General features: G+C 71.9%; 15 protein-coding genes. 7 read left to right on the top strand and 8 right to left on the bottom strand.

Going from position 1 to position 20,420, the window contains the following annotated elements:
* Window positions 1–7: 7 nt before the first annotated feature.
* The 4 genes from ACTWQF_RS22005 (at window position 8) to mfd (ending at window position 8,324) form a co-directional block, all read left to right on the top strand.
* Window positions 8–2,455 (top strand): SUKH-4 family immunity protein, encoded by a 2,448-nt coding sequence (locus ACTWQF_RS22005; protein ID WP_443281329.1) that lies wholly within the window; start codon window positions 8–10, stop codon window positions 2,453–2,455.
* Window positions 2,456–2,525: 70 nt separating this feature from the next.
* Window positions 2,526–3,536, top strand: coding sequence for an LCP family protein (locus ACTWQF_RS22000; protein WP_443281328.1), 1,011 nt, complete (start codon window positions 2,526–2,528; stop codon window positions 3,534–3,536).
* 90 nt (window positions 3,537–3,626) lie between these two features.
* Window positions 3,627–4,547 (top strand): cellulose-binding protein, encoded by a 921-nt coding sequence (locus tag ACTWQF_RS21995; protein WP_443281327.1) that lies wholly within the window; start codon window positions 3,627–3,629, stop codon window positions 4,545–4,547.
* A 189-nt stretch (window positions 4,548–4,736) separates the two neighbouring features.
* Window positions 4,737–8,324 (top strand): transcription-repair coupling factor, encoded by a 3,588-nt coding sequence (gene mfd, locus ACTWQF_RS21990; RefSeq protein ID WP_443281326.1) that lies wholly within the window; start codon window positions 4,737–4,739, stop codon window positions 8,322–8,324.
* Here mfd and ACTWQF_RS21985 read toward each other — a convergent pair whose 3' ends face one another.
* Entirely contained in the window at window positions 8,325–9,587 is a 1,263-nt protein-coding gene (locus ACTWQF_RS21985) for an FUSC family protein (RefSeq protein ID WP_443281325.1), read from the bottom strand.
* A gap of 252 nt (window positions 9,588–9,839) precedes the next feature.
* On the opposite strand from ACTWQF_RS21985, the gene ACTWQF_RS21980 reads away from it, so the two are divergent.
* Both ACTWQF_RS21980 and ACTWQF_RS21975 read left to right on the top strand, forming a co-directional pair.
* Window positions 9,840–10,508, top strand: coding sequence for a SurA N-terminal domain-containing protein (locus ACTWQF_RS21980; RefSeq protein ID WP_443281324.1), 669 nt, complete (start codon window positions 9,840–9,842; stop codon window positions 10,506–10,508).
* Window positions 10,509–10,561: 53 nt separating this feature from the next.
* Window positions 10,562–11,536 carry a nucleoside triphosphate pyrophosphohydrolase gene (locus tag ACTWQF_RS21975; protein WP_443281323.1) on the top strand — a complete coding sequence of 325 codons (975 nt, stop codon included), beginning with the start codon at window positions 10,562–10,564 and terminating at the stop codon, window positions 11,534–11,536.
* A gap of 8 nt (window positions 11,537–11,544) precedes the next feature.
* Here ACTWQF_RS21975 and ACTWQF_RS21970 read toward each other — a convergent pair whose 3' ends face one another.
* The 7 genes from ACTWQF_RS21970 to ACTWQF_RS21940 form a co-directional block, all read right to left on the bottom strand.
* On the bottom strand, window positions 11,545–12,504 hold the full coding sequence (locus ACTWQF_RS21970; RefSeq protein ID WP_443281424.1) for a Ppx/GppA phosphatase family protein: 960 nt from the start codon (window positions 12,502–12,504) through the stop codon (window positions 11,545–11,547).
* Window positions 12,505–12,506: 2 nt separating this feature from the next.
* A complete protein-coding gene (locus ACTWQF_RS21965) occupies window positions 12,507–13,046 on the bottom strand; it encodes a DUF501 domain-containing protein (protein WP_443281322.1) in 540 nt (179 codons plus the stop codon).
* A 49-nt stretch (window positions 13,047–13,095) separates the two neighbouring features.
* Window positions 13,096–13,581, bottom strand: a complete 486-nt coding sequence (locus ACTWQF_RS21960; RefSeq protein WP_443281321.1) for an FtsB family cell division protein — start codon at window positions 13,579–13,581, stop codon at window positions 13,096–13,098.
* Window positions 13,582–13,676: 95 nt separating this feature from the next.
* Window positions 13,677–14,957 (bottom strand): phosphopyruvate hydratase, encoded by a 1,281-nt coding sequence (gene eno, locus ACTWQF_RS21955; RefSeq protein WP_443247983.1) that lies wholly within the window; start codon window positions 14,955–14,957, stop codon window positions 13,677–13,679.
* A gap of 143 nt (window positions 14,958–15,100) precedes the next feature.
* Window positions 15,101–16,144, bottom strand: a complete 1,044-nt coding sequence (locus ACTWQF_RS21950) for a transglycosylase family protein (protein WP_443281320.1) — start codon at window positions 16,142–16,144, stop codon at window positions 15,101–15,103.
* Between the two features lie 179 nt (window positions 16,145–16,323).
* Entirely contained in the window at window positions 16,324–17,598 is a 1,275-nt protein-coding gene (locus ACTWQF_RS21945; protein ID WP_443281423.1) for a cytochrome P450 family protein, read from the bottom strand.
* An 82-nt stretch (window positions 17,599–17,680) separates the two neighbouring features.
* On the bottom strand, window positions 17,681–18,340 hold the full coding sequence (locus tag ACTWQF_RS21940) for a lysoplasmalogenase family protein (protein ID WP_443281319.1): 660 nt from the start codon (window positions 18,338–18,340) through the stop codon (window positions 17,681–17,683).
* Window positions 18,341–18,826: 486 nt separating this feature from the next.
* Here ACTWQF_RS21940 and ACTWQF_RS21935 point away from each other — a divergent pair, with 486 nt between their 5' ends.
* Window positions 18,827–20,275, top strand: a complete 1,449-nt coding sequence (locus ACTWQF_RS21935) for an NAD(P)/FAD-dependent oxidoreductase (RefSeq protein ID WP_443281318.1) — start codon at window positions 18,827–18,829, stop codon at window positions 20,273–20,275.
* Window positions 20,276–20,420: the final 145 nt, after the last annotated feature.

Below are 20,420 nucleotides of genomic sequence, written 5' to 3'. Positions count from 1 at the left end.
GAGCGCGATGGTGACCTTGGCGCAGGCCCAGGAGCGCGCCGAGCGCTGGGTCAACGGTGACGTACCCGCATACCAGCACCGCGAGGTGCGCGTACGCGAGTTCGACCTGGGCTTCGTGGCCTGGGCCGAGGACCGCGAGAGCGGACCGGCCTCGGACGGCGGCAACGTCCGGCTGGTCATCGCCCGCGACAGCGGGGAGACGACGCTGTGGCCCGCGCTGCCGGTGGGCGAGGTCATCCGCCGCTACGAGGAGGAGTACGGCGAGGAACCGGCCGCGACGCCCCCGCCGCCTCAGCAGCGGCTCGACCTGGAAGCGACCTCGTTCCTGCTGACGCCGCCCGAGTGGCTCCAGCAGGCGGCCGACAAGATGGGCATCCCGGACCGGCGCACGGACAGCCCGTCCGCTCCCGCCGCCTCCGTAGACGACTCGCTCGGTGGGAAGGCCGCCGGAGCCAGCCCCTGGGACGGCGCCGACACCGGGGGTGCCGGAAGCGGTGAGGCACAGGCCCCGCCGGCCACCGTGTTCGCGCCGCCGTTGATGGGCAGCGACGAGGACGACACCCCGCCGCCGCCCGGCTCGGAGGCGCGTACGGCACTGCTGCCGGAGGGCAGCGCGCTGCCCAGGACGACTGTGGCCCCTGCGATCGACGCCGGTCCGGGCGCCGACTTCGGACAGTCGCTGTCCAAGGCGCCGGACCAGGCCCAGCCGCCGCAGATGCCGCCGCCCCAGCAGCCCCAGCAGACTCCGGGGCAGCCGCCCCAAGGTGGTGTGCCTGGCAACGACACCGGTTCAGGCGGTGACGGTTCGGGTGGTGGCGGAGTGCATCACGCCGCCACCATGCTGGCCGACCCCTCCCAGGGCGGCCTCCAGATGCCGGGCGCGCCCGGCGCCGATGACCTCTCGGATGCCGCGACCAGCCGTGCCCCGCGCGGTGCAGCGCCCGCGCGGCCCGCGTCCCGCGGCCCGGGCCCCTCCGTACCGCCGCCGCCCGGTGCCCCGGGCGCCCCTGGCACACCGGGCGCCCCCGGTTCCCGCTCCGGCGCCGGCGGCCACGGCACCCCGCCGCCGCCCTCCGCGCCCGGAGCGCCCGCCGCGCCCGCCGCGCCTGCCGCACCCGGTGCTCCGAGCGCCCCGGGCGGCGGTGGCTACGTGCCGACGCAGATGGTCTCGGCCGACGAGCTCGCCGAACAGATCAACCAGAGCGGGCAGCAGCCCAAGGTGGACACCCCCGGCGAGTCCGCCACCCCGCCGCCCGGCGGCACGGGCGGCGGCGTGCACCAGGCGGCGACGATGCTCGCCGGCCCCGGTCCCGGCGGCCCCACCGCGCCCGTACCCCCCGGTGCACCCGGCGCTCCCGGTACGCCACCGCCCGGCGCCCCCGGCATGCCGCCGCCCGGCGCTCCCGCTCCCGCCATGGGGCCCGGCATGGGCGCACCGCCGCCCGGCGCTCCGCAGCCGCAGCCGGGGCAGCCCACGGTCGGCCCCGGCTATATGGCCGTGCTCCGCTACCGCGCGCCCGACGGCTCCGAGCAGCAGCTGATCCGCCGCTCGGCGCCGGGCACCCCGCACCCGGAGTGGCAGCTGCTGCACGAGCTGCGGGCCATGAACGTGCCCCCGCAGCAGGTCGTCGAGCTCCACACCGAGCTGGAATCGTGCGACCTGCCGGGCGGCTACTGCGCGCGCATGATCCGCGAGAACTGGCCGCAGGTGCGGGTCAGCCACACCGCCTCGTACGGCACCGATCACACCTCCCGGCAGCAGGGCATGCGGCATCTGATCGAGCATCAGGGCGAGCTGCACCAGGTTGCCGACGGGCCCGCGCGGCCCGCGCCCAACCGGGTGCCGCTGCCGCCGCCCGGCCAGATCCCGCCGGCCCCGCCGATCCCGCCCGACGCCATCGGGCAGGAGCTCATGCAGGCGTTCGGCCCGCAAGGCGTCTTCCGCTTCGACCAGCGGGCCGTCTCCCGCGCTGGAGTGCCGGACATCGTGGCGCAGACGCTGGTCTGGGCGGGCGTCCCCATCGACATGGGGCCGTTCTTCTGGGGCCAGGCCCAGCCTGGCCGCCCGGTGCCGACGCTGGCCGAGCTCGCCCAGGAGCGCGGCGTACAGCCCGCTTCCGACGCGGGGTCCTATCTGGTGATGGGGACGGACTTCGGGCGGCAGCTGTGCGTGCAGTACGGTACGGCGAACATCGTCGCCGTACCGCTGGAGGCGGGGCCCGGTGGGCAGCCCGCACCGCCGCAGTTCGTGAACACCGGGCTGCCGGAGTTCGTGCGGTGCATGGCCATGCTGGGGCGGATGTGGCGGCTGCGGTTCGGGCTGACCCCCGATCAGGCCGGCCGCTGGACCGTCGACTTCCAGACCCAGCTCGCCGCGCTGGACGCCGCCGCTCTGGCCTCGCCCGAGAACTGGTGGTCGGTGCTCCTCGAACAGATGTGGGACGGCTTGTTCTAGCTGTCGGCGGACTCCGGCGGACGGACCGTTCCGGCGTGCCGACGGGCGCACTCTGCGGGACGCTCGGTCCATGTACGGGGAGAGCAGCACCCTCTACCGCGCAGGTGGCCCGCGGGGGCGGCGCAAGTGGCCCCGGGTCGCACTGCTCGTGCTCCTGGTGCTGCTGCTTGCCTGCGCGGTCGGGCTCTCCGTCACCTACGGCTGGGCGGAGAGCCGGGTGCGGCACACGGAGGCGTTCCCCGGCTATCCGGGCCGACCCTCTCCGGGCAAGGGCACCAACTGGCTGATCATCGGCACCGACACCCGCGCCGACCTCAGCCCGCGGCAGCGCGAGGAGCTGCACGTCGGCGGGGGCGGCCGGCGCAACACCGACACGGTGATGGTGCTGCACTACGGCAAGGCGGGCCCGTATCTGGTGAGCATCCCGCGCGACTCGTACGTCACCGTTCCGGGGCACGGCCGCGGGAAGATCAACTCGGCCTATGCGCGCGGCGGCCCCCGACTGCTCACCCGCACCGTCGAGCAGGCCACCGGGCTGCGTCTCGACCACTACGCGGAGATCGACTTCCTCGGCTTCACCCGCGTCGTCGACGCCCTCGACGGCGTACGGATCTGCCTCGGGAAGCCACTGCGTGACAGCAAGTCGGGCGCCGATCTGCACGCCGGTTGCCAGCGGCTCGACGGCGAGCAGGCCCTGGCGTTCGTCCGGGCGCGCTACAGCGATCCGAAGGGGGACCTCGGACGGGTCGAACGGCAGCGCCGGCTGCTGAGCGCACTCGTGAGCGAGGGGACGGGACCGGCCACTGTGGGGAACCCGTTCCGGTTCTATCCGTTCCTCGGTTCGGCCCTGGACGCGGTCACCGTCGACAAGGGGAGCTCAGCGCTGTCACTCACACGAATGGGCTGGAAGATCAGGCGGCTGACGGAGGGCGACGGGGGTACGACGACCGTTCCCGTGGCGAACCCCGGGCTCAGCGTGCCGGGCGCCGGAAGCGTGGTCGCTTGGGAGCCATCCGGGTCACGTTCTCTTTTTCATCAGTTGCGGCAGGATGTGCCGATTACGGCAACCCCTGTGAAATAGCGCATCCTGGGGCGGGCCGGTCTCGTACGTGATCGTGGGGATCGACGAGATCGCAGAGAGTGACGGGATAGCCGAGATAAGGGGCTCGATATGAGTGCGTCGTCGCCGCACGGCTTCACGGTCGTCCGGGGCCGCGGATACCGGCCCGAACAGGTCGACGTCCGCGTGGCCGAACTGAACGCGGAACGCGAGGCCGCCTGGCACCGCACCGCACAGCTCACCCAGCACACCCAGGAACTGGCCGAGGAAGCGGAACGGCTGCGCGGCGTGGCCGCCGCGCTGCCCCCGCAGACCTACGAAGCGCTCGGCCCGCGTGCCCAAGGGCTGCTGGCCACCGCCGAGTCCGAGGCCGCCGAGGTACGGACAGCGGCCGAGACAGCGGCACAACAGCTGACCGAGCGCGCCGAGGAAGAGGCGCGCGACGTACGCGACGCCGCCCGCGAGGCGGCCGCCCGCCGTCGCGCGGACGCCGAGGCCGCCGCCGCCAGGACCCTCGACGCCGCCCAGGACCGCGCGGACGAGCTGCGCGCCCAGGCGCGGACGCAGGCCGAGAAGATCAGCCAGGAGGCGTCCGATGCGCTGAGGGAGATGTCCCGCAGGTGCGCGGCGCTCCTCACCGAACAGGAGAAGGAACAGGCAGCCCAGGCGGATGCCACCGACCGGGAGCTGGCCAAGCACGAGGCCGACTTCCAGGCGTACGCCGCCGAGCTGGAGGAGCGCGGCCAGCGCGCCCTCGCGGACGCCAAGCGGGAGCACGCGGAGGCCGAGGAGGCGGCGCGGCACCGGCAGGAGGACGCGGAGGCGCGTGGCGCGGAGATCCTGGCGGAGGCCAGGGTGCGGGCCGAGGGCATCGAGCGGGAGACCGAACGGGTGCTGAGGGAGCACGCCGAGCGGGCCGAGGAGTTGCGGCAGCACATGGCGCATGTCCGCTCCTCCCTCGCGGCCCTCACCGGCCGCACCCCGGAAGACACCGCCCTCCCCGCCCAGCAATCGGCAGCCGCGACGGACTGAGAGGGCCCGTCCCGGTCGGGGCCTCCTGCGGCCGGGCGGGGGTGTCACCGGTGCGGCGTACCCTGGGAGGAACCCGGTTTGCTTGCGAGCCGGGCTCTCGTTGTGCGCGCCCAGCACGACGGAGCCCGCACACGCGCCTCGCGCAACAAACCGTGCGCCCCCGGACGGAAAGCCGAAAGCGAAGCCCTCATGAGCCTGCACGGTCTGCTCGATGCCGTCACCAAGGACCCCGCGCTGGAGGAGGCCGTCAAGGCCGCCGCCGACGGCAATCGGCACCACGTCGACATCGTCGGCCCGGCGGCGGCCCGCCCCTTCGCCGTCGCGGCGCTGGCCCGCTCGGCCGGACGGCCGGTGCTGGCGGTGACGGCGACCGGCCGGGAGGCGGAGGACCTGGGGGCCGCACTGCGCTCGCTCCTCCCGGAGGAGGGCGTCGTCGAGTACCCGTCGTGGGAGACGCTGCCGCACGAGCGGCTCAGTCCGCGGTCCGACACGGTCGGCCGCCGCCTCGCCGTACTGCGCAGGCTGGCGCACCCGGACCCGTCGGACCCGGCGACCGGCCCGGTCTCGGTCATCGTCGCGCCGATCCGTTCGGTGCTCCAGCCGCAGGTCAAAGGGCTGGGCGAACTGGTGCCCGTATCGCTCAAGCAGGGGCAGAGCGCAGATCTGGAGGAGACGGTCGACGCGCTGTCGGCTGCCGCGTACGCACGCGTGGAGCTGGTGGAGAAGCGCGGCGACTTCGCGGTACGCGGCGGCATCCTGGACGTCTTCCCGCCCACCGAGGAGCACCCGATCCGGGTGGAGTTCTGGGGCGACGAGGTGGAGGAGGTCCGCTACTTCAAGGTCGCCGACCAGCGGTCCCTCGAAATCGCCGAGCACGGGCTGTGGGCGCCGCCGTGCCGCGAGCTGCTGCTGACGGACGACGTCCGGCGGCGCGCGGCGGAGCTGGCCGAGGTCCACCCGGAGCTGCACGAACTGCTCGGCAAGATCGCCGAGGGGATCGCGGTGGAGGGCATGGAGTCCCTGGCGCCGGTGCTGGTGGACGAGATGGAGCTGCTGCTGGACGTGCTGCCGGCGGGCAGCATGACCGTGGTGTGCGACCCGGAGCGGGTGCGTACCCGCGCCGCCGACCTGGTGGCGACCAGCCAGGAGTTCCTCCAGGCGTCGTGGGCGGCGGTGGCCGGCAGCGGCGACGGGGAGGGCGGAAAGGCGCCGATCGACGTGGGCGCGGCCTCGCTGCGCGGCATCGCCGAGGTCCGCGAGCACGCCCGCGAGCTCGGCATGATGTGGTGGACGGTCAGCCAGTTCGCCGCGGACGCCGAGGCCGAGGCCGACGGGGACACCCTCCAGCTCGGCCTGCACGCCCCCGAGTCGTACCGGGGTGACACGGCCCGCGCGCTCGCCGACACCAAGGGCTGGCTCGCGGAGGGCTGGCGGTGCGTGTACGTCACCGAGGCGCACGGTCCCGCAGCCCGCACCGTCGAGGTGCTCGGCGGGGAGGGCGTGCCGGCTCGGCTGGGGGCACCTCCCGGACGAAGTCTGGGGGAGGGAGCTGAGCTGGCGCTGGACCCCTCACTGGTGCACGTGGCGTGCGGCTCCCTCGACAACGGTTTCGTCGCCCCGGGCCTCAAGTTGGCGGTGCTGACGGAGACGGATCTGTCGGGCCAGAAGGCGGCGGGCAAGGACGGCACCCGGATGCCGGCGCGCCGCCGTAAGCAGATCGACCCGCTCACGCTTCAGCCGGGCGACTACATCGTGCACGAGCAGCACGGCGTGGGCCGCTACATCGAGATGGTGCAGCGCACGGTGCAGGGCGCCACCCGCGAGTATCTGCTGGTGGAGTACGCGCCCGCCAAGCGCGGCCAGCCCGGCGACCGGCTGTTCGTGCCCACGGACCAGCTGGAGCAGATCACCAAGTACGTGGGCGGCGAGCAGCCCACCCTGCACCGGCTGGGCGGCGCCGACTGGACGAAGACCAAGGCCCGGGCCAAGAAGGCGGTCAAGGAGATCGCCGCCGACCTGATCAAGCTCTACAGCGCGCGGATGGCCGCGCCGGGGCACGCGTTCGGCGCGGACACCCCATGGCAGCGGGAGCTGGAGGACGCGTTCGCATACGTGGAGACCCCGGACCAGCTCACCACCATCGGCGAGGTCAAGGAGGACATGGAGAAGTCGGTCCCGATGGACCGGCTGATCTGCGGCGACGTCGGCTACGGCAAAACTGAGATCGCTGTGAGAGCCGCCTTCAAAGCGGTGCAGGACGGCAAGCAGGTGGCCGTCCTGGTGCCGACGACGCTGCTGGTGCAGCAGCACTTCTCGACGTTCACCGAGCGGTACGGCCAGTTCCCCGTCAACGTCCGTGCGCTGTCCCGGTTCCAGACCGACACCGAGGCGCGGGCCACGCTGGACGGGCTGCGGGACGGCACCGTCGACATCGTCATCGGCACCCACCGGCTCTTCTCCTCGGAGACGAAGTTCAAGGAGCTGGGCCTGGTCATCGTCGACGAGGAGCAGCGCTTCGGCGTCGAGCACAAGGAGCAGCTGAAGAAGCTGCGCGCCAACGTGGACGTGCTGACGATGTCCGCGACGCCGATTCCCCGGACGCTGGAGATGGCCGTCACCGGCATCCGCGAGATGTCCACCATCACCACGCCGCCGGAGGAGCGGCACCCGGTGCTCACCTTCGTCGGCCCGTTCGAGGAGAAGCAGATCGGCGCGGCGATCCGCCGTGAGCTGCTGCGCGAGGGGCAGGTCTTCTACATCCACAACCGGGTCGAGTCCATCGACCGCGCCGCGGCGCGGCTGCGGCAGATCGTTCCGGAGGCCCGGATCGCCACCGCGCACGGGCAGATGAGCGAGCAGGCGCTGGAGCAGGTGGTGGTCGACTTCTGGGAGAAGAAGTTCGACGTACTCGTCTCCACGACGATCGTGGAGAACGGCATCGACATCTCCAACGCCAACACCCTTGTCGTCGAGCGTGGCGACACCTTCGGGCTGTCCCAGCTCCACCAGCTGCGCGGCCGGGTCGGGCGGGGCCGCGACCGCGGTTACGCCTACTTCCTCTACCCGCCGGAGAAGCCGCTGACGGAGACCGCGCACGAGCGGCTGGCCACCATCGCCCAGCACACCGAGATGGGCGCCGGTATGTATGTGGCGATGAAGGACCTGGAGATCCGCGGCGCGGGCAACCTGCTCGGCGGCGAGCAGTCCGGGCACATCGCCGGGGTCGGCTTCGACCTGTACGTACGGATGGTCGGCGAGGCGGTCGCGGACTACCGCGCGGCCCTGGAGGCCGGGGAGGCGGGCCCGGTGGAGGAGGCGCCGCTGGAGGTCAAGATCGAGCTGCCGGTCGACGCGCACGTCCCGCACGACTACGCGCCGGGCGAGCGGCTGCGGCTCCAGGCGTACCGGTCGATCGCCTCCGCCAACACGGAGGAGGACATCGCCGCCGTACGGGAGGAGCTGACCGACCGCTACGGACCGCTGCCCGAGCCGGTGGAGAACCTGCTGCTGGTCGCCGGACTGCGGATGCTGGCCCGCTCCGCGGGGGTCACCGACATCACCCTCCAGGGCAACAACATCCGCTTCGGCCCCGTCGAGCTGCGGGAGTCCCAGGAGCTCCGCCTCAAGCGCCTCTACCCGGGCTCTGTCGTCAAGCAGGCCACCCGCCAGGTGCTGGTCCCCCGTCCCAAGCCCACCAAGATCGGCGCCAAGCCCGTCTCGGGTCGCGAACTCCTCGCGTGGGTGGGGGAGTTCCTGGCCACGGTGCCGGGGGCCTAGTCAGCGTTCCTCCTCCCATTCCAGTTCGCGCTCCTCCTCCTGCTCGCGTTGGCGGGCGCGTTCACGGTTGCGGAACTGGCGGATGCGGCGGAGGACGGGGTTCTTCTCGCGCTGCTCGCGGGACTGGCGGTCCAGCTCCTCCCACAGGCGCTCGGAGCGCTTCTCCACGTCCAGCTCGTCGAGGAGCCGGTCGGCCTCGGCGAGCAGGGCGCCGTGCAGCTGCCACTGCCGGGGATGCTCGCGGACCTTGTCGAGGAGGAGGAAGGCGACGGTGTCCCGGCTGGCGCGGCTGGCCTCCAGCTCCTGGACGAGCCGGTCCTCGGCCTCCTCCGCGTTGGCGCTGACCGGCGTGGTGATCAGCACGGCGAACGCCTCGACCGCGGCGGACATGTGGACGTACAGCTCCCGCATGCTGGTGGCGATCTCCTCGCTGAACAGCGGCTCGTCCAGACGCTTCTTGGCCAGGTCGGTCACCGTCCGGGCCGTCGTACGCAGCACGACGGCGCAGATCTCCAGGGCGTCCAGCCCGGTGCGCATCACGACGCGGGAAAGCAGACCCTCGCGGACGCGCGGGTTGAGCCGCAGGCTGTCCTCGGCGCGCCGCAGCTCGACGTCGACCTCCACGATGTCGTGGTCGAGCTGGCGTGCCTGGTGCAGCCGGTCGGCGGCCTGGCTGACCGGGGTGAAGCCGCACACGTCCTCGCCGAGGCCCACCAGCAGGCGCCGCATCCGGCCCGCGAGGTCGATGACCGCCTCCCCGGCGGGCTGCACCCATACGGGTGGGACGAACAGCACGTTGAAGCCCAGTCCGACGATCGCGCCGATCAGTGTCTCCAGAATCCGGTCCCAGGCCATCTGTGCCACCTGGTTCTGGGTCACGCCCAGCACCAGCATGGCGCTGATCGCCGTCTCGGGGACGAACTCGCCGGCCTTCACGAAGCGGCCGACGATCAGCGCCATGAGGATGACCACCCCCAGGCTCCACCAGCTCAGCCCTACCAGTGCGCTGAAGCCGCTGGCCAGCAGCACCCCGGCGACCACGGAGTTGACGCGGCGCATACCTGTCCGCAGCGTCGTGTAGAGGGTCACCTGGGTGACCAGCAGCGCGGTCAGTGGCGCGGTCAGTGGCGCGGGCTCGCTGCTGAGCTCGAGGGCGACGGCGTAACTGATCACGGCGGCGATGGTCGACCGGGCCGTCTGGGCGACCACGGGCTCCCGGTGCCGCCGCACCAGGTTCAGCAGTGGGTCGGTGACTTCGCGCACCCTGCGTCCCTCCCCGCTTTCCCTCCCGTTGCCACAGGAAGAGCGCCGTCGGGGTGACACCGGGCCGCTCCGTGCCCGCCCGGTGCTGAGTCGACCGGCCGACGAGTGCGGGGAGGAGAGCTACCCAACCGCTTACGAATCGTTGGTCGATTTGACGTCGAACCGGTGGTCATGGACCCGTTCGACTCCCTACCATCGATCACCGCCGGGTCGCGCGAGGACGCGTGACCGTCGCCGCCGCCGGGAGGCCCCATGGAAAGCCGTCACCGCAGGTCCGCGCTCACCCTTTCCGCCGTCGCGGCGCTCGTCGCCGCGGCACCGCTGCTCACCGCGTGCGGTGACGACGCGCACCCCGGCGCCGCAGCGCTGGTGAAGGGCGACCGGATCAGCATGGCGCAGCTCCAGTCCCGGGTCGGGGCCGTGCGGGACGCGCAGCGCGAGGCGCCCCAGGGCGAGCAGATGATCAAGCAGAGCGGCAAGCTGACCCGGTCCACACTGGACGGCATGATCCGCGAGCGCATCGTCGAACAGGCGGCCGACGAAGCGGGGGTGGGCGTCAGCCGCCGCGAGGTCCAGCGCATCCGCGGGCAGCTCGAAGCGCAGGCGGGCGGCAGCAAGCAGCTGGAGGCGGTGCTGCTGCGGCAGCAGAGCGTCGCGCCCCGCGACATCGACGACCGCATCCGTATGCAGCTCTTCGTCGAGAAGATCGCCAAGGCCAAGGGCATCGACCCGACGTCCCCGCAGGGGAACCAGCAGCTCACCACGGAGCTGGCCAAGGTCTCCAAGAGCATGAAGATCAATGTGAACCCGCGGTACGGCAGGTGGGACACGGGCCGCTCCACGCTCACCGGGGCGAAGACCCCGTGGCTGCGCGACCTGACCGGCGAGGCGGCGGACCGGGCCCAGGCCCAGCAGCTGTAGCCGCGGGCACTCCCCGGCCTCGCGATGTCGGTCCGGGGCAGTACGTTCGTAGGGTGAACGAGATCCCCGAGACCGGCCGTGTCGTCCTGCTGACCACCACCCACCGGGTGGCGCCCGGACTGCTGTCCTGGCCCGCCTGGGAGGCGCTGCGCACCGCCGACCGCGTGCTGTGCGCGGACCCGGCCCACCCGCAGCTGCCGTACGTACGCGACGCCGGCATCAAGGCCGAGGCCGGCGTCGAGCTGGACGCGCGCGCCCTGGTGGAGGAGTGCGCCCAAGGCGGTGGCCGCTCGGTCGTGGTGCTGGCCACCGCCGAGGGCGAGCCCGCGCTCACCGACGGCCTGGCCCGGCTGGCGGGCTCCGGCCGGCTGTCCATGCCCGAACTGGAGCTGCTGCCCGGCTCCTACGACCTGCCGGGCGCCCGGCTGCTGGACGCCGTACAGGTCATGGACCGGATCCGCCGCGAGTGCCCGTGGAGCGCCCTGCGCACCCACGTGGATCTGCTCAAGTACGGCGTCGAGGAGGTCTACGAACTCATCGACGCCATCGAGCGCGGCGACCGCGCAGAGCTGCGCGAGGAGCTCGGCGATGTGCTGCTCCAGGTCGTCTTCCACGCCCGTATCGCCCAGGACGACCCCGACGAGCCGTTCGGCATCGACGATGTGGCCGGAACCCTGGTGGAGAAGCTGGTGCACCGCCACCCGCACGTGTTCGGCGACGATGTCGCCGAGACCGCGGCCGAGGTCGAGACGCACTGGCGGCGCCGTAAGGCCCTGGAGAAGACCGAGCGGGTCTCGGTGACCGAGGGCATTCCGCTGGGCCAGCCCGCCCTCTCGCTCGCCGCCAAGCTCGCGGGCCGCGCCCGCACGGCCGGCCTCGCTGCGCCGGAGGGCTCCGGCAGAGGGGTGGGCTACGCCCTGCTGGCCCTGGCCGCGGAGGCCGAGCGGGAGGGCGTCGACCCGGAGTCGGCGTTGCGGGCCGCCGCCCGCGAGTACCGCGAGCTGATCCGGGAGAGTGAGCAGCAGTAGGGGAGCGGCTATGCAGGCGACTCGCTCGCCGCGTAGAACCCGATGCCGTCCAAGATGTCGTGTTCGCTGACCACGACCTCCTCGGCGCCGATCCGCTCCATGATCGTCAGCAGTACGAGGGCACCCGCGCTGATGACGTCGACGCGGCCCGGGTGCATGACCGGGATGGCGGCGCGTTCGTCGTGCGTCGCGGTCAGCAGCCGGTCGGTGAGCTCGCGGACCCGCGGCAGCGGGATGCGGGTGTGGTGGATGCGGGACGAGTCGTAGGCGTCCAGATCCAGTGCGACACCCCCCAAGGTGGTGACGGTCCCGGCCAGGCCCACCAGGGTGCGGGCCCGCTCCAGCGGCACGGTGCGGGCCACCTCGTCCAGCGCCGCCTCGACATCGGCGCGGACCGCCTCCACCTGCGCCGGGGTCGGGGTCTCGGTGAGCACGCCGTCCACCGTGAAGTGACGCTCGGTCAGCCGGACGCAGCCGATGTCCACGCTGCGGGCCGTCTCGACGCTCTCGGCACCCAGCACGAACTCCGTCGAGCCGCCGCCGATGTCCACCACCAGATACGGCGGTGCGAACGTGCCCTCCGCCAGCTCCTTGGTGGCGCCCGTGAACGAGAAGTCCGCCTCCTGGTCGCCGCTGATCACCTCCGGCTCGACGCCGAGGGTGTCCAGCACGCCGCGGACGAACTCGTCCCGGTTCTCCGCGTCCCGGGACGCGGAGGTGGCGACGAAGCGGGTCCGCTCGGGCGGTACGCCGAACTCGGCGATGACATCGGCGTACCGGCGGCATGCCGCGAACGTCCGCTCCAGCGCCTCGGGTGCCAGCCGTCCGGTGCGGTCCACGCCCTGCCCCAGCCGGACGATCTCCATCCGGCGGTCCAGATCGGTCAACGCGCCGGTCTCCGGGTCAAGGTCCGCCACCAGCAGGCGGATGGAGTTGGTGCCGCAGTCGATCGCGGCCACGCGGCTCATCGTCATGCCTGACCGTCCTCGCTCTCCTCCGGCACCGTCACGCACGGGCCCTTGCGCCACCACTCGGGCAGCATCGCCAGTGCCTCGTCGCCCAGCGGGTTGACGCCGGGGCCCGCGACCAGCGAGTGCGCCACCAGTACGTGCAGGCACTTCACCCGGTCGGGCATCCCGCCCGCGCTGGGGAAGCCGACCAGCTCCTCGATGGCGTCGCGGCGCGCCAGATAGTCCTCGTGCGCGGCGCGGTAGGCGTCGGCCAGCTCCGCGTCCTCGCGCAGCCGCGCCGTCATCTCCTTCATCACGCCGTCCGCCTCCAGCGTCCCGATGGCGGAGGCGGCGCGTGGGCACGTCAGGTAGTACGTGGTGGGGAACGGCGTACCGTCCTCCAGCCGGGGCGCGGTCTCGACCACGTCGGGCAGTCCGCAGGGGCAGCGGTGGGCGATGGCGCGCAGCCCGCGCGGCGGGCGGCCGAGCTGCTCCTTGAAGGCCGCGATGTCCGCGTCGGTGGGCGGAGTCGGCTCGGTCCGGGGCGGTGGGGTGTCCATGGGTGAGGGTGCTCGTCGCTTCGTCTCGTCGAGGGAGGGTGTGGCCAGTTCACTCGGCCTGGCCGGCCTGGTCCGCGCTGTCCACACCGTCCCACATGTTCTGGTACCAGGCCCGGTCGGCGGGCCCGTGCTCGCGGGGGCGGCGTACCTCGGCCGTGCCGTCCCGCATGGTGTAACCGGTCTCGCCGGGCCGTACGAAGTGCAGATGCGTGCGTGCCTGCCGCTCCACGTACGCGGGATCGCGCCAGCGGGCCCGCTGCTCGCGCAGCCGCTTCACCTCGGCCCGCGCATGCTCGGCCTGCCGCCGCTGGTCGGCGATCTCGGAGCGCTGGGTGACGTACTGCCGGGTCGGATACGCGAGCGCCACGACGAGGGAGCACAGTACGAGCGCCAACAGCGCGGCCCGGCCGGTGAGCCGCCCCTTGCGCGGGGTGCGTACTTTCCGCCCCTGCGCGCGGTACACCCGCTCGGCGGCCTGGGCGCCGAGGGCGCGCAGGCGCGTCGCGGTGGAGAAACGGTCCCGGTCCGCTCCCATATCTCTCCCCTGCGGGTGCTACCTGCGGTGCCGTACCCCCTCGACCACGAGGTGGTACGGCACCGTGGGTCGGCCGACTGCTCAGCGTCCGATACTCAGCGCTTGTAGCGCGGGAACGCCGAACGGCCGGCGTAGACGGCTGCGTCGTCCAGGATCTCCTCGATGCGCAGCAGCTGGTTGTACTTCGCGACGCGCTCGGAGCGGGCCGGGGCGCCCGACTTGATCTGGCCGCAGTTGACCGCGACGGCCAGGTCGGCGATCGTCACATCCTCGGTCTCGCCCGAGCGGTGCGACATCATGCACTTGAAGCCGTTGCGCTGCGCCAGCTCGACCGCGTCCAGCGTCTCGGTCAGCGAACCGATCTGGTTGACCTTGACGAGCAGCGCGTTGGCTGCGCCCTCCTCGATACCGCGGGCCAGCCGCTCCGGGTTGGTGACGAACAGGTCGTCGCCCACCAGCTGCACCTTGTCGCCGAGCTTGTCGGTGATGGTCTTCCAGCCGGCCCAGTCGTCCTCGAACAGCGGGTCCTCGATGGAGACCAGCGGGTAGTCGGCGACGAGCTGCTCGTAGTACTCGGTCATTTCGGCGGCGGAGCGCTTCTGGCCCTCGAACGCGTAGACGCCCTCCTCGTAGAACTCGGAGGCGGCCACGTCCAGCGCCAGCGCGATGTCCTGGCCCGCGTTGTAACCGGCCTTCTGGATGGCCTCGATGATCAGATCGAGGGCCTCGCGGTTCGAGCCCAGGTTGGGCGCGAAGCCGCCCTCGTCACCCAGCCCGGTGGCCAGGCCGCGGTCCTTGAGCACGCCCTTGAGCGCGTGGTACACCTCGGCGCCCCAGCGCAGCGCCTCGGAGAACGACTCCGCGCCGATCGGCGCGATCATGAACTCCTGGATGTCGACGTTCGAGTCCGCGTGCGAGCCGCCGTTGAGGATGTTCATCATCGGCACCGGCAGCTGGTGCGCGTTCGGGCCGCCGAGGTAGCGGAACAGCGGCAGGTCGGACGCCTCGGAAGCGGCGTGTGCGACGGCGAGCGAGACACCGAGGATGGCGTTGGCACCCAGCGACGACTTGTCGGCGGTGGCGTCCAGGTCGAACATCGCCTGGTCGATCAGGCGCTGCTCGGTGGCGTCGTAGCCGACCAGCTCCGGGCCGATCTGCTCGATGACGGCGAGGACGGCCTTCTCGACGCCCTTCCCGTTGTAGCGCGCGGCGTCACCGTCGCGCAGTTCGAGCGCCTCGAAGGCGCCGGTCGAGGCGCCGGACGGTACGGCAGCACGGCCGGTGCTGCCGTCGTCGAGGCCGACCTCGACCTCGACGGTGGGGTTGCCTCGCGAGTCGAGGATCTCGCGGGCTACGACGACGTCGATGGACGGCACGAGGTTTCTCCTTCGTCTGGGACGACTTTCTCCGCCCCGAGCCTAACCGCCCCACCCAGCCCACCCACGCGGCTGTCCCATTTCCTCCCCGGGTGTCCCACCCGGGGCCCTCGACCCGCGCCGCCGACGGCGGGCAACAGGGGTCAGAACTTCAGGTGCTGACCCGGGCGGAGGAGGTCGGGGTCGTCGCCGATCGCCTCGCGGTTCCGCTCGTAGAGCTCGGCCCAGCCGCCCGCGACGTTCTGCTCCGCGGCGATCCGGGAGAGGGAGTCCCCGGACCGGACGGTGACCCGGTGCTTGCCGCCGCCCTCGCGGGAGTGATCGCGGTCCTTGCCGCGCGAAGCGCGGTCGTCGTCGGCAGGGCGCCCACGATGCTTGCCCTTGCCGGACTTTCCGGGCTTGTCGGGTTTCTCGGCCTTCTCGGACGGGGACTGCAGCCGGTCCGGGCCGCCCGGCCCCAGGCCCGACCAGCCGGAGGTGTCCGAGTCGGGCGAGTCGCTGTCGGACGGCTTGGGGTCGGGCGATGCGGGGTCGGAAGCGCCCTCGTCGGACGAAGCGTCGTCGGACGGCTTCGACGGCTGCGGCGACTCGGAAGGCCCGCCCTCCGGGGCGTCGGTCTCCTTGTCCGACGGCGACGAGCTCGCGCTGTCGTCCGGCGTCGGCTTCGCGTCCGGCGAGTTGTTGTCGGGCTTGCCGGAGTCTTCCGGCTCGTCGGACTTGCCGGAATCATCGGAAGGGGTCTCGGACGGAGTCTCCGACGGCGTCTCGGACGGCGCCGGTTCCGCGTCCTGCGATTCGTCGTCGTCCAGACCCGGTACCTCGATCTCCAGGCCGTCCCCGCACTGCGGGAAAGCGCGCGGGCCCTCGGCCTCGAGAATCTTCTCGCCGACGGCTATCTGCTGGCTGCGGCTGGCCAGGTCAGGGCGCTCGGCGTACATCGTGCCGCCGTAGTACTTCCAGGTGTCCAGGTCCAACTGGAGCCCGCCGTAGTACCCGTTGGAGTCGTTGGCGCTCCAGACCCCGCCGCTCTCGCAGTTGGCGACGCGGTCCCAGACGCCGGCGTCGGCGGCCTGGGCGCCGGTGGCGCCGAGCAGCGGAATGGCGATCCCGGCACCTGTGACCCCGGCGGTGACGAACAGAGCGGGGGCTTGGCGGGGGCGGCGATGCCGACCGTTCCCGGAGCGCATGGTTGACCTCTCGTAAGCGGACAAGCGGGACGACTACCGAAGTCGCTGAGGATAGTCGATGACCGAAGTCGGTGACCGAACGTAGCTGCGAACGCCGACAGTCACAAGCCAATGTCGTCCACATCACGCCGTGATCACATAAATGACGCACCATCACATCACCCGCACAAACCCCGGCCTCAGTTGTCGGCCGCGGTGAACTCCACCGGCAGTGTCCGCAGCCCGCGCATGATCAGTCCGCCGCGCCATCGCAGCTCGGCGGGGTCGGCGGCCAGCCGCAGATCGGGGAGCCGGCGCAGCAGCGCGGCCAGCGCGGTCTGCCCTTCCAGCCGGGCCAGCGGTGCGCCGAGACAGTAGTGGATGCCGTGCCCGTATCCGAGGTGCTGATTGTCCTGCCGGGCGAGGTCCAGGGTGTCGGGCGCCGAGAACTTCTCCGGATCGCGGTCGGCCGCCGCGAGGACGACCAGCACCGGCTCGCCCTCCCGTACCCGCTGCCCGCCGATCGTCAGCTCGCGGGTGGCGAAGCGCCAGGTGGCCAGTTCGACGGGGCCGTCGTAGCGCAGCAACTCCTCGACGGCACCGGCCAGCAGCCCCTCGTCCCCGTCGGCGACCGCGCGCTGGAGGATCGCCCGCTGCTCGGAGTGGCGCAGCAGTGCGTACGTACCGTTCCCGATCAGGTTGACGGTCGTCTCGAACCCGGCGAACAACAGGATGAACGCCATCGCGGCGGCCTCGTTCTCGGTGAGGTGCTCGCCGTGGTCGGAGGCGCGGATGAGCCCGGAGATCAGATCGCCCGACGTCAGCTCTTCGCCGCCCTCGGCACCGGCCGGTTCCGCACCGGCCAGTTCGGCGCGCTTGCGGTGGATCAGCTCAGCGAGATAGGCGCGCATCCGCTTGACCGCGCGCCCCACGCCGCCGCGTGGGCTGCCGGGCTGATGGAGCATCATGCCCGCCCAGGTGCGGAAGTCCTCCTGGTCCTCACGCGGTACGCCGAGCATCTCGCAAATTGCGTAGATCGGCAGTGGAAAGGCGTACTCGTGGATCAGATCGGCCTCCCCGCGCGTCGCGAAGGAGTCGATGAGACCGTCCGCGAGTTCCCGTACCCGGGGCGCGAAGGCGGCGACCCGGCGCGGGGTGAACGCCTTGGAGACCAGCCGGCGCAGCCGGGTGTGGTCCGGCGGGTCGATATTGAGCAGATGCGTCATCAGGTTCGCGCTGCGCTCGCCCGGAATGCCGACCTTGCCCTTGCCGTGTGCGCCCTGTTCGCCGTGGTGGTGCGGGTTCTTGCTCAGCCCCGGGTCGGCGAGCGCCTGCCGCGCGTCGGCGTACCGGGTCACCAGCCACGCCTCCACCCCGCTGGGCAGCCGCGTCTTCCGTACGGGCGCGTGCTCGCGCAGCCAGGCGTACGCGGGATAGGGGTCCGCAGCGAACCGCCAGTCGAAGAGCGGCGGCATGGGCGGCGCGGACGCGGGCACAGAGCTGGGGGCGTTCGGGTCGTGCACGTCTACGACGGTATGCGCTGACCGCGGGTCGCGCTCAGGCTGGTGCGGGGGACGGTACGCGCTCCAGCCAGCCCGTCGTGATGAGGTACTGGCCCAGCAGATACCCCGCCATGATCAGCACCTCCTGGGAGGGGAACTCGTACCCCGCCGCCTGGAGCCCGATCAGCGCGTCCGAGGCGATGAACGCCAGGGCGCCGGTGGCGACTTTGCCGCCGACGCCGAGCGCCGCGGCGCCCATCGCGGCGAGCGCGAGGCTGTAGCCCGCCACCGGGAGCCGCAGCCGGCGCTCCAGCGTGGGGGCGAGCACCGCGTTGACGGCCCCCCATGCGGCGAACGCGACGGCGGCGCGCTTCGGGCGGGTGCGCAGCCCCCGTACGGCACCGAGCTGCGCCGTCATCCCCGCGGTGTAGCTGACCTGGGTGCCGAGGAAGGCGGCCATACCGGTCAGCAGCGCACGGTGGTGGCGGTCCCAGAGCAGTGCGGTGTCGCCGGCGGTGGCACAGCCGAGCCCGGCCAGCAGCGCTGCGGGCGGGCGTCCGGGCTGTGCGGTGCGCCGGGCGTGCGCCGCGAGTGCGGGCATGAGGAAGGGCTTCGCCGCGCGTGCCGGGCCTCTCGGGGCTTTCGCGGTGGCGTACAGGTCCGCGGCGGCCAGCGCGGCGAACGTTCCGAGGGTCTTCCCCTTGGTGATCGCCATCCGGGCAGTGTTACTGCCGAGTAGAGCGCCGTCAACCCTGCGGCGGGACGCCGGTGAGGGGGCGGCAAGCTCTCACTTGAGCAGAGCATCTCTCTGCTGATAGGTGTTGGAGGGGCCTCACGAGGGCCCGTGAGCGCTGCGGCGCACGAGTTTCGTGAATTGTTTCACATGAGAAAGTGCCCGGTGAGCCCAGGTTTTTGGGTTGGAAGGCAGGGTTCCGGATGTGCCCTCGCCGCAACGGGCACGCGCCGTCCGGTCGGCCGGGTGTGAGCGGCTTCGCCGCCGCCGCGTGGTCTACCCGATGCCCTGCTGATACCCGCAGCTCAAAAGCTCCAGCAACGCCTCACGCCGCCCGGTGGTTCCCCGTACGCCTCATGAAAAGGGTGTGGGCTCGATCACGGGGCGGCGCAGTGTAGCAGAGGGTGCGCCCTTGCTTGTGAAGACCCTCACGAGGTGACCCCCGCAGGTGGGTGGATACTCGATTTCATGAGCACCACGGAGCGTCCCCGAATCCTCGTAGTGGGTGGCGGGTACGTCGGTCTGTACGCAGCGCGGCGCATCCTGAAGAAGATGCGCTACGGCGAGGCGACCGTCACGGTCGTCGACCCGCGGTCGTACATGACGTACCAGCCCTTCCTCCCTGAAGCTGCCGCCGGCAGCATCTCACCCCGCCACGTCGTGGTCCCCCTGCGACGCGTGCTCCCCAAGGCTGAGGTTCTCACCGGCCGCGTCACCTCCATCGACCAGGACCGCAAGGTCGCCCACGTCTCGCCGCTGGTCGGCGACGCGTACGAGCTGCCTTTCGACTACCTGGTCATCGCGATGGGCGCGGTCTCCCGTACCTTCCCGGTTCCCGGTCTCGCCGAGAACGGCATCGGTATGAAGGGTGTGGAAGAGGCGATCGGCCTGCGCAACCACGTCCTCGAGCAGCTCGACAAGGCGGACTCCACGCAGGACGAGGAGGCCCGCCGCAAGGCCCTCACCTTCGTCTTCATCGGTGGCGGCTTCGCCGGTGCCGAGACGATCGGCGAGGTCGAGGACATGGCGCGTGATGCCGCCAAGTACTACCCCAACGTCAGGCGCGAGGACATGCGGTTCGTCCTCGTCGACGCGGCCCCCGGGATCCTTCCCGAGGTCGGCCCGAAGCTGGGCGAGTGGGGCCTCGAACACCTCAAGAAGCGCGGCGTGGAGGTCTATCTGAACACCTCCATGGAGTCCTGCGTGGACGGCCATGTGGTGCTCAAGAACGGGCTGGAGGTCGACTCCAGCACCATCGTGTGGACCGCGGGCGTCAAGCCCAACCCGGTGCTCTCCCGCTTCGGCCTGCCCCTCGGCCCCAAGGGCCACGTGGACGTGGACGCCAGCATGCAGGTCAAGGGCGTGGACTACGCCTGGGCCGCAGGCGACAACGCGCAGGTTCCGGATCTGGCCGCCGGCAAGGAGGGCGCGTTCTGCCCGCCCAACGCGCAGCACGCGCTGCGGCAGGCCAAGGTGCTCGGTGACAACGTCATCTCCGGGATGCGCGGCTTCCCGCAGGGCAAGTACAAGCACGCGAACAAGGGCGCCGTCGCCGGGCTCGGTCTGCACAAGGGCGTCGCGATGATCGTCTTCGGCAAGACCAAGATCAAGCTGCGCGGCCGGCTGGCCTGGTACTTCCACCGTGCCTACCACGGCATGGCCGTACCGACCTGGAACCGCAAGATCCGGGTCTTCGCCGACTGGACGCTGGGGATGTTCCTCAAGCGCGAGGTCGTCTCGCTGGGTGCCATGGAGCACCCGCGCGGCGAGTTCTACGAGGCGGCGGCACCGGTGTCCGCAGCCGCGCTCGGCAAGTCGGAGGCGTCCGCGCCCGCCGACACCAGCAAGGCCACCGCCGACAGCCGGGCCGACAGCCCGGTGGGCGGCAAGAGCGAGAAGGCAGCTGCCTCCTCCTGACCTCGTGACCTGCAGGCCGGCCCGCAGCAGGGCCGGCCGAAGGCACCCCGAGAGGGGCGTGCGCCATCCGTGGGGCGCACGCCCCTCTCGTCGTATTCGTCAGTACCGAATCGGCCGTTCCGTTGGGCACAGTGGGCATACACCC

Origin of the sequence: Streptomyces sp. 8N114, from assembly GCF_052245835.1 — a bacterium.
Lineage (GTDB): Bacteria > Actinomycetota > Actinomycetes > Streptomycetales > Streptomycetaceae > Streptomyces.
This window is presented reverse-complemented; position numbering and strand designations above follow the sequence as displayed.

Excerpts from the sequence above, each read along its gene's own strand:
- ACTWQF_RS22005 (WP_443281329.1), top strand. The coding sequence starts at position 8 with ATGGTGACCTTGGCGCAGGCCCAGGAGCGCGCCGAGCGCTGGGTCAAC.
- ACTWQF_RS21940 (WP_443281319.1), bottom strand. The coding sequence starts at position 18,340 with ATGGCGATCACCAAGGGGAAGACCCTCGGAACGTTCGCCGCGCTGGCC.
- ACTWQF_RS21960 (WP_443281321.1), bottom strand. The coding sequence starts at position 13,581 with ATGGGAGCGGACCGGGACCGTTTCTCCACCGCGACGCGCCTGCGCGCC.
- ACTWQF_RS21995 (WP_443281327.1), top strand. The coding sequence starts at position 3,627 with ATGAGTGCGTCGTCGCCGCACGGCTTCACGGTCGTCCGGGGCCGCGGA.
- ACTWQF_RS22000 (WP_443281328.1), top strand. The coding sequence starts at position 2,526 with ATGTACGGGGAGAGCAGCACCCTCTACCGCGCAGGTGGCCCGCGGGGG.
- ACTWQF_RS21970 (WP_443281424.1), bottom strand. The coding sequence starts at position 12,504 with ATGAGCCGCGTGGCCGCGATCGACTGCGGCACCAACTCCATCCGCCTG.
- ACTWQF_RS21950 (WP_443281320.1), bottom strand. The coding sequence starts at position 16,144 with ATGCGCTCCGGGAACGGTCGGCATCGCCGCCCCCGCCAAGCCCCCGCT.
- mfd (WP_443281326.1), top strand. The coding sequence starts at position 4,737 with ATGAGCCTGCACGGTCTGCTCGATGCCGTCACCAAGGACCCCGCGCTG.
- ACTWQF_RS21965 (WP_443281322.1), bottom strand. The coding sequence starts at position 13,046 with ATGGACACCCCACCGCCCCGGACCGAGCCGACTCCGCCCACCGACGCG.
- ACTWQF_RS21980 (WP_443281324.1), top strand. The coding sequence starts at position 9,840 with ATGGAAAGCCGTCACCGCAGGTCCGCGCTCACCCTTTCCGCCGTCGCG.
- ACTWQF_RS21945 (WP_443281423.1), bottom strand. The coding sequence starts at position 17,598 with ATGCCGCCGCTCTTCGACTGGCGGTTCGCTGCGGACCCCTATCCCGCG.
- ACTWQF_RS21935 (WP_443281318.1), top strand. The coding sequence starts at position 18,827 with ATGAGCACCACGGAGCGTCCCCGAATCCTCGTAGTGGGTGGCGGGTAC.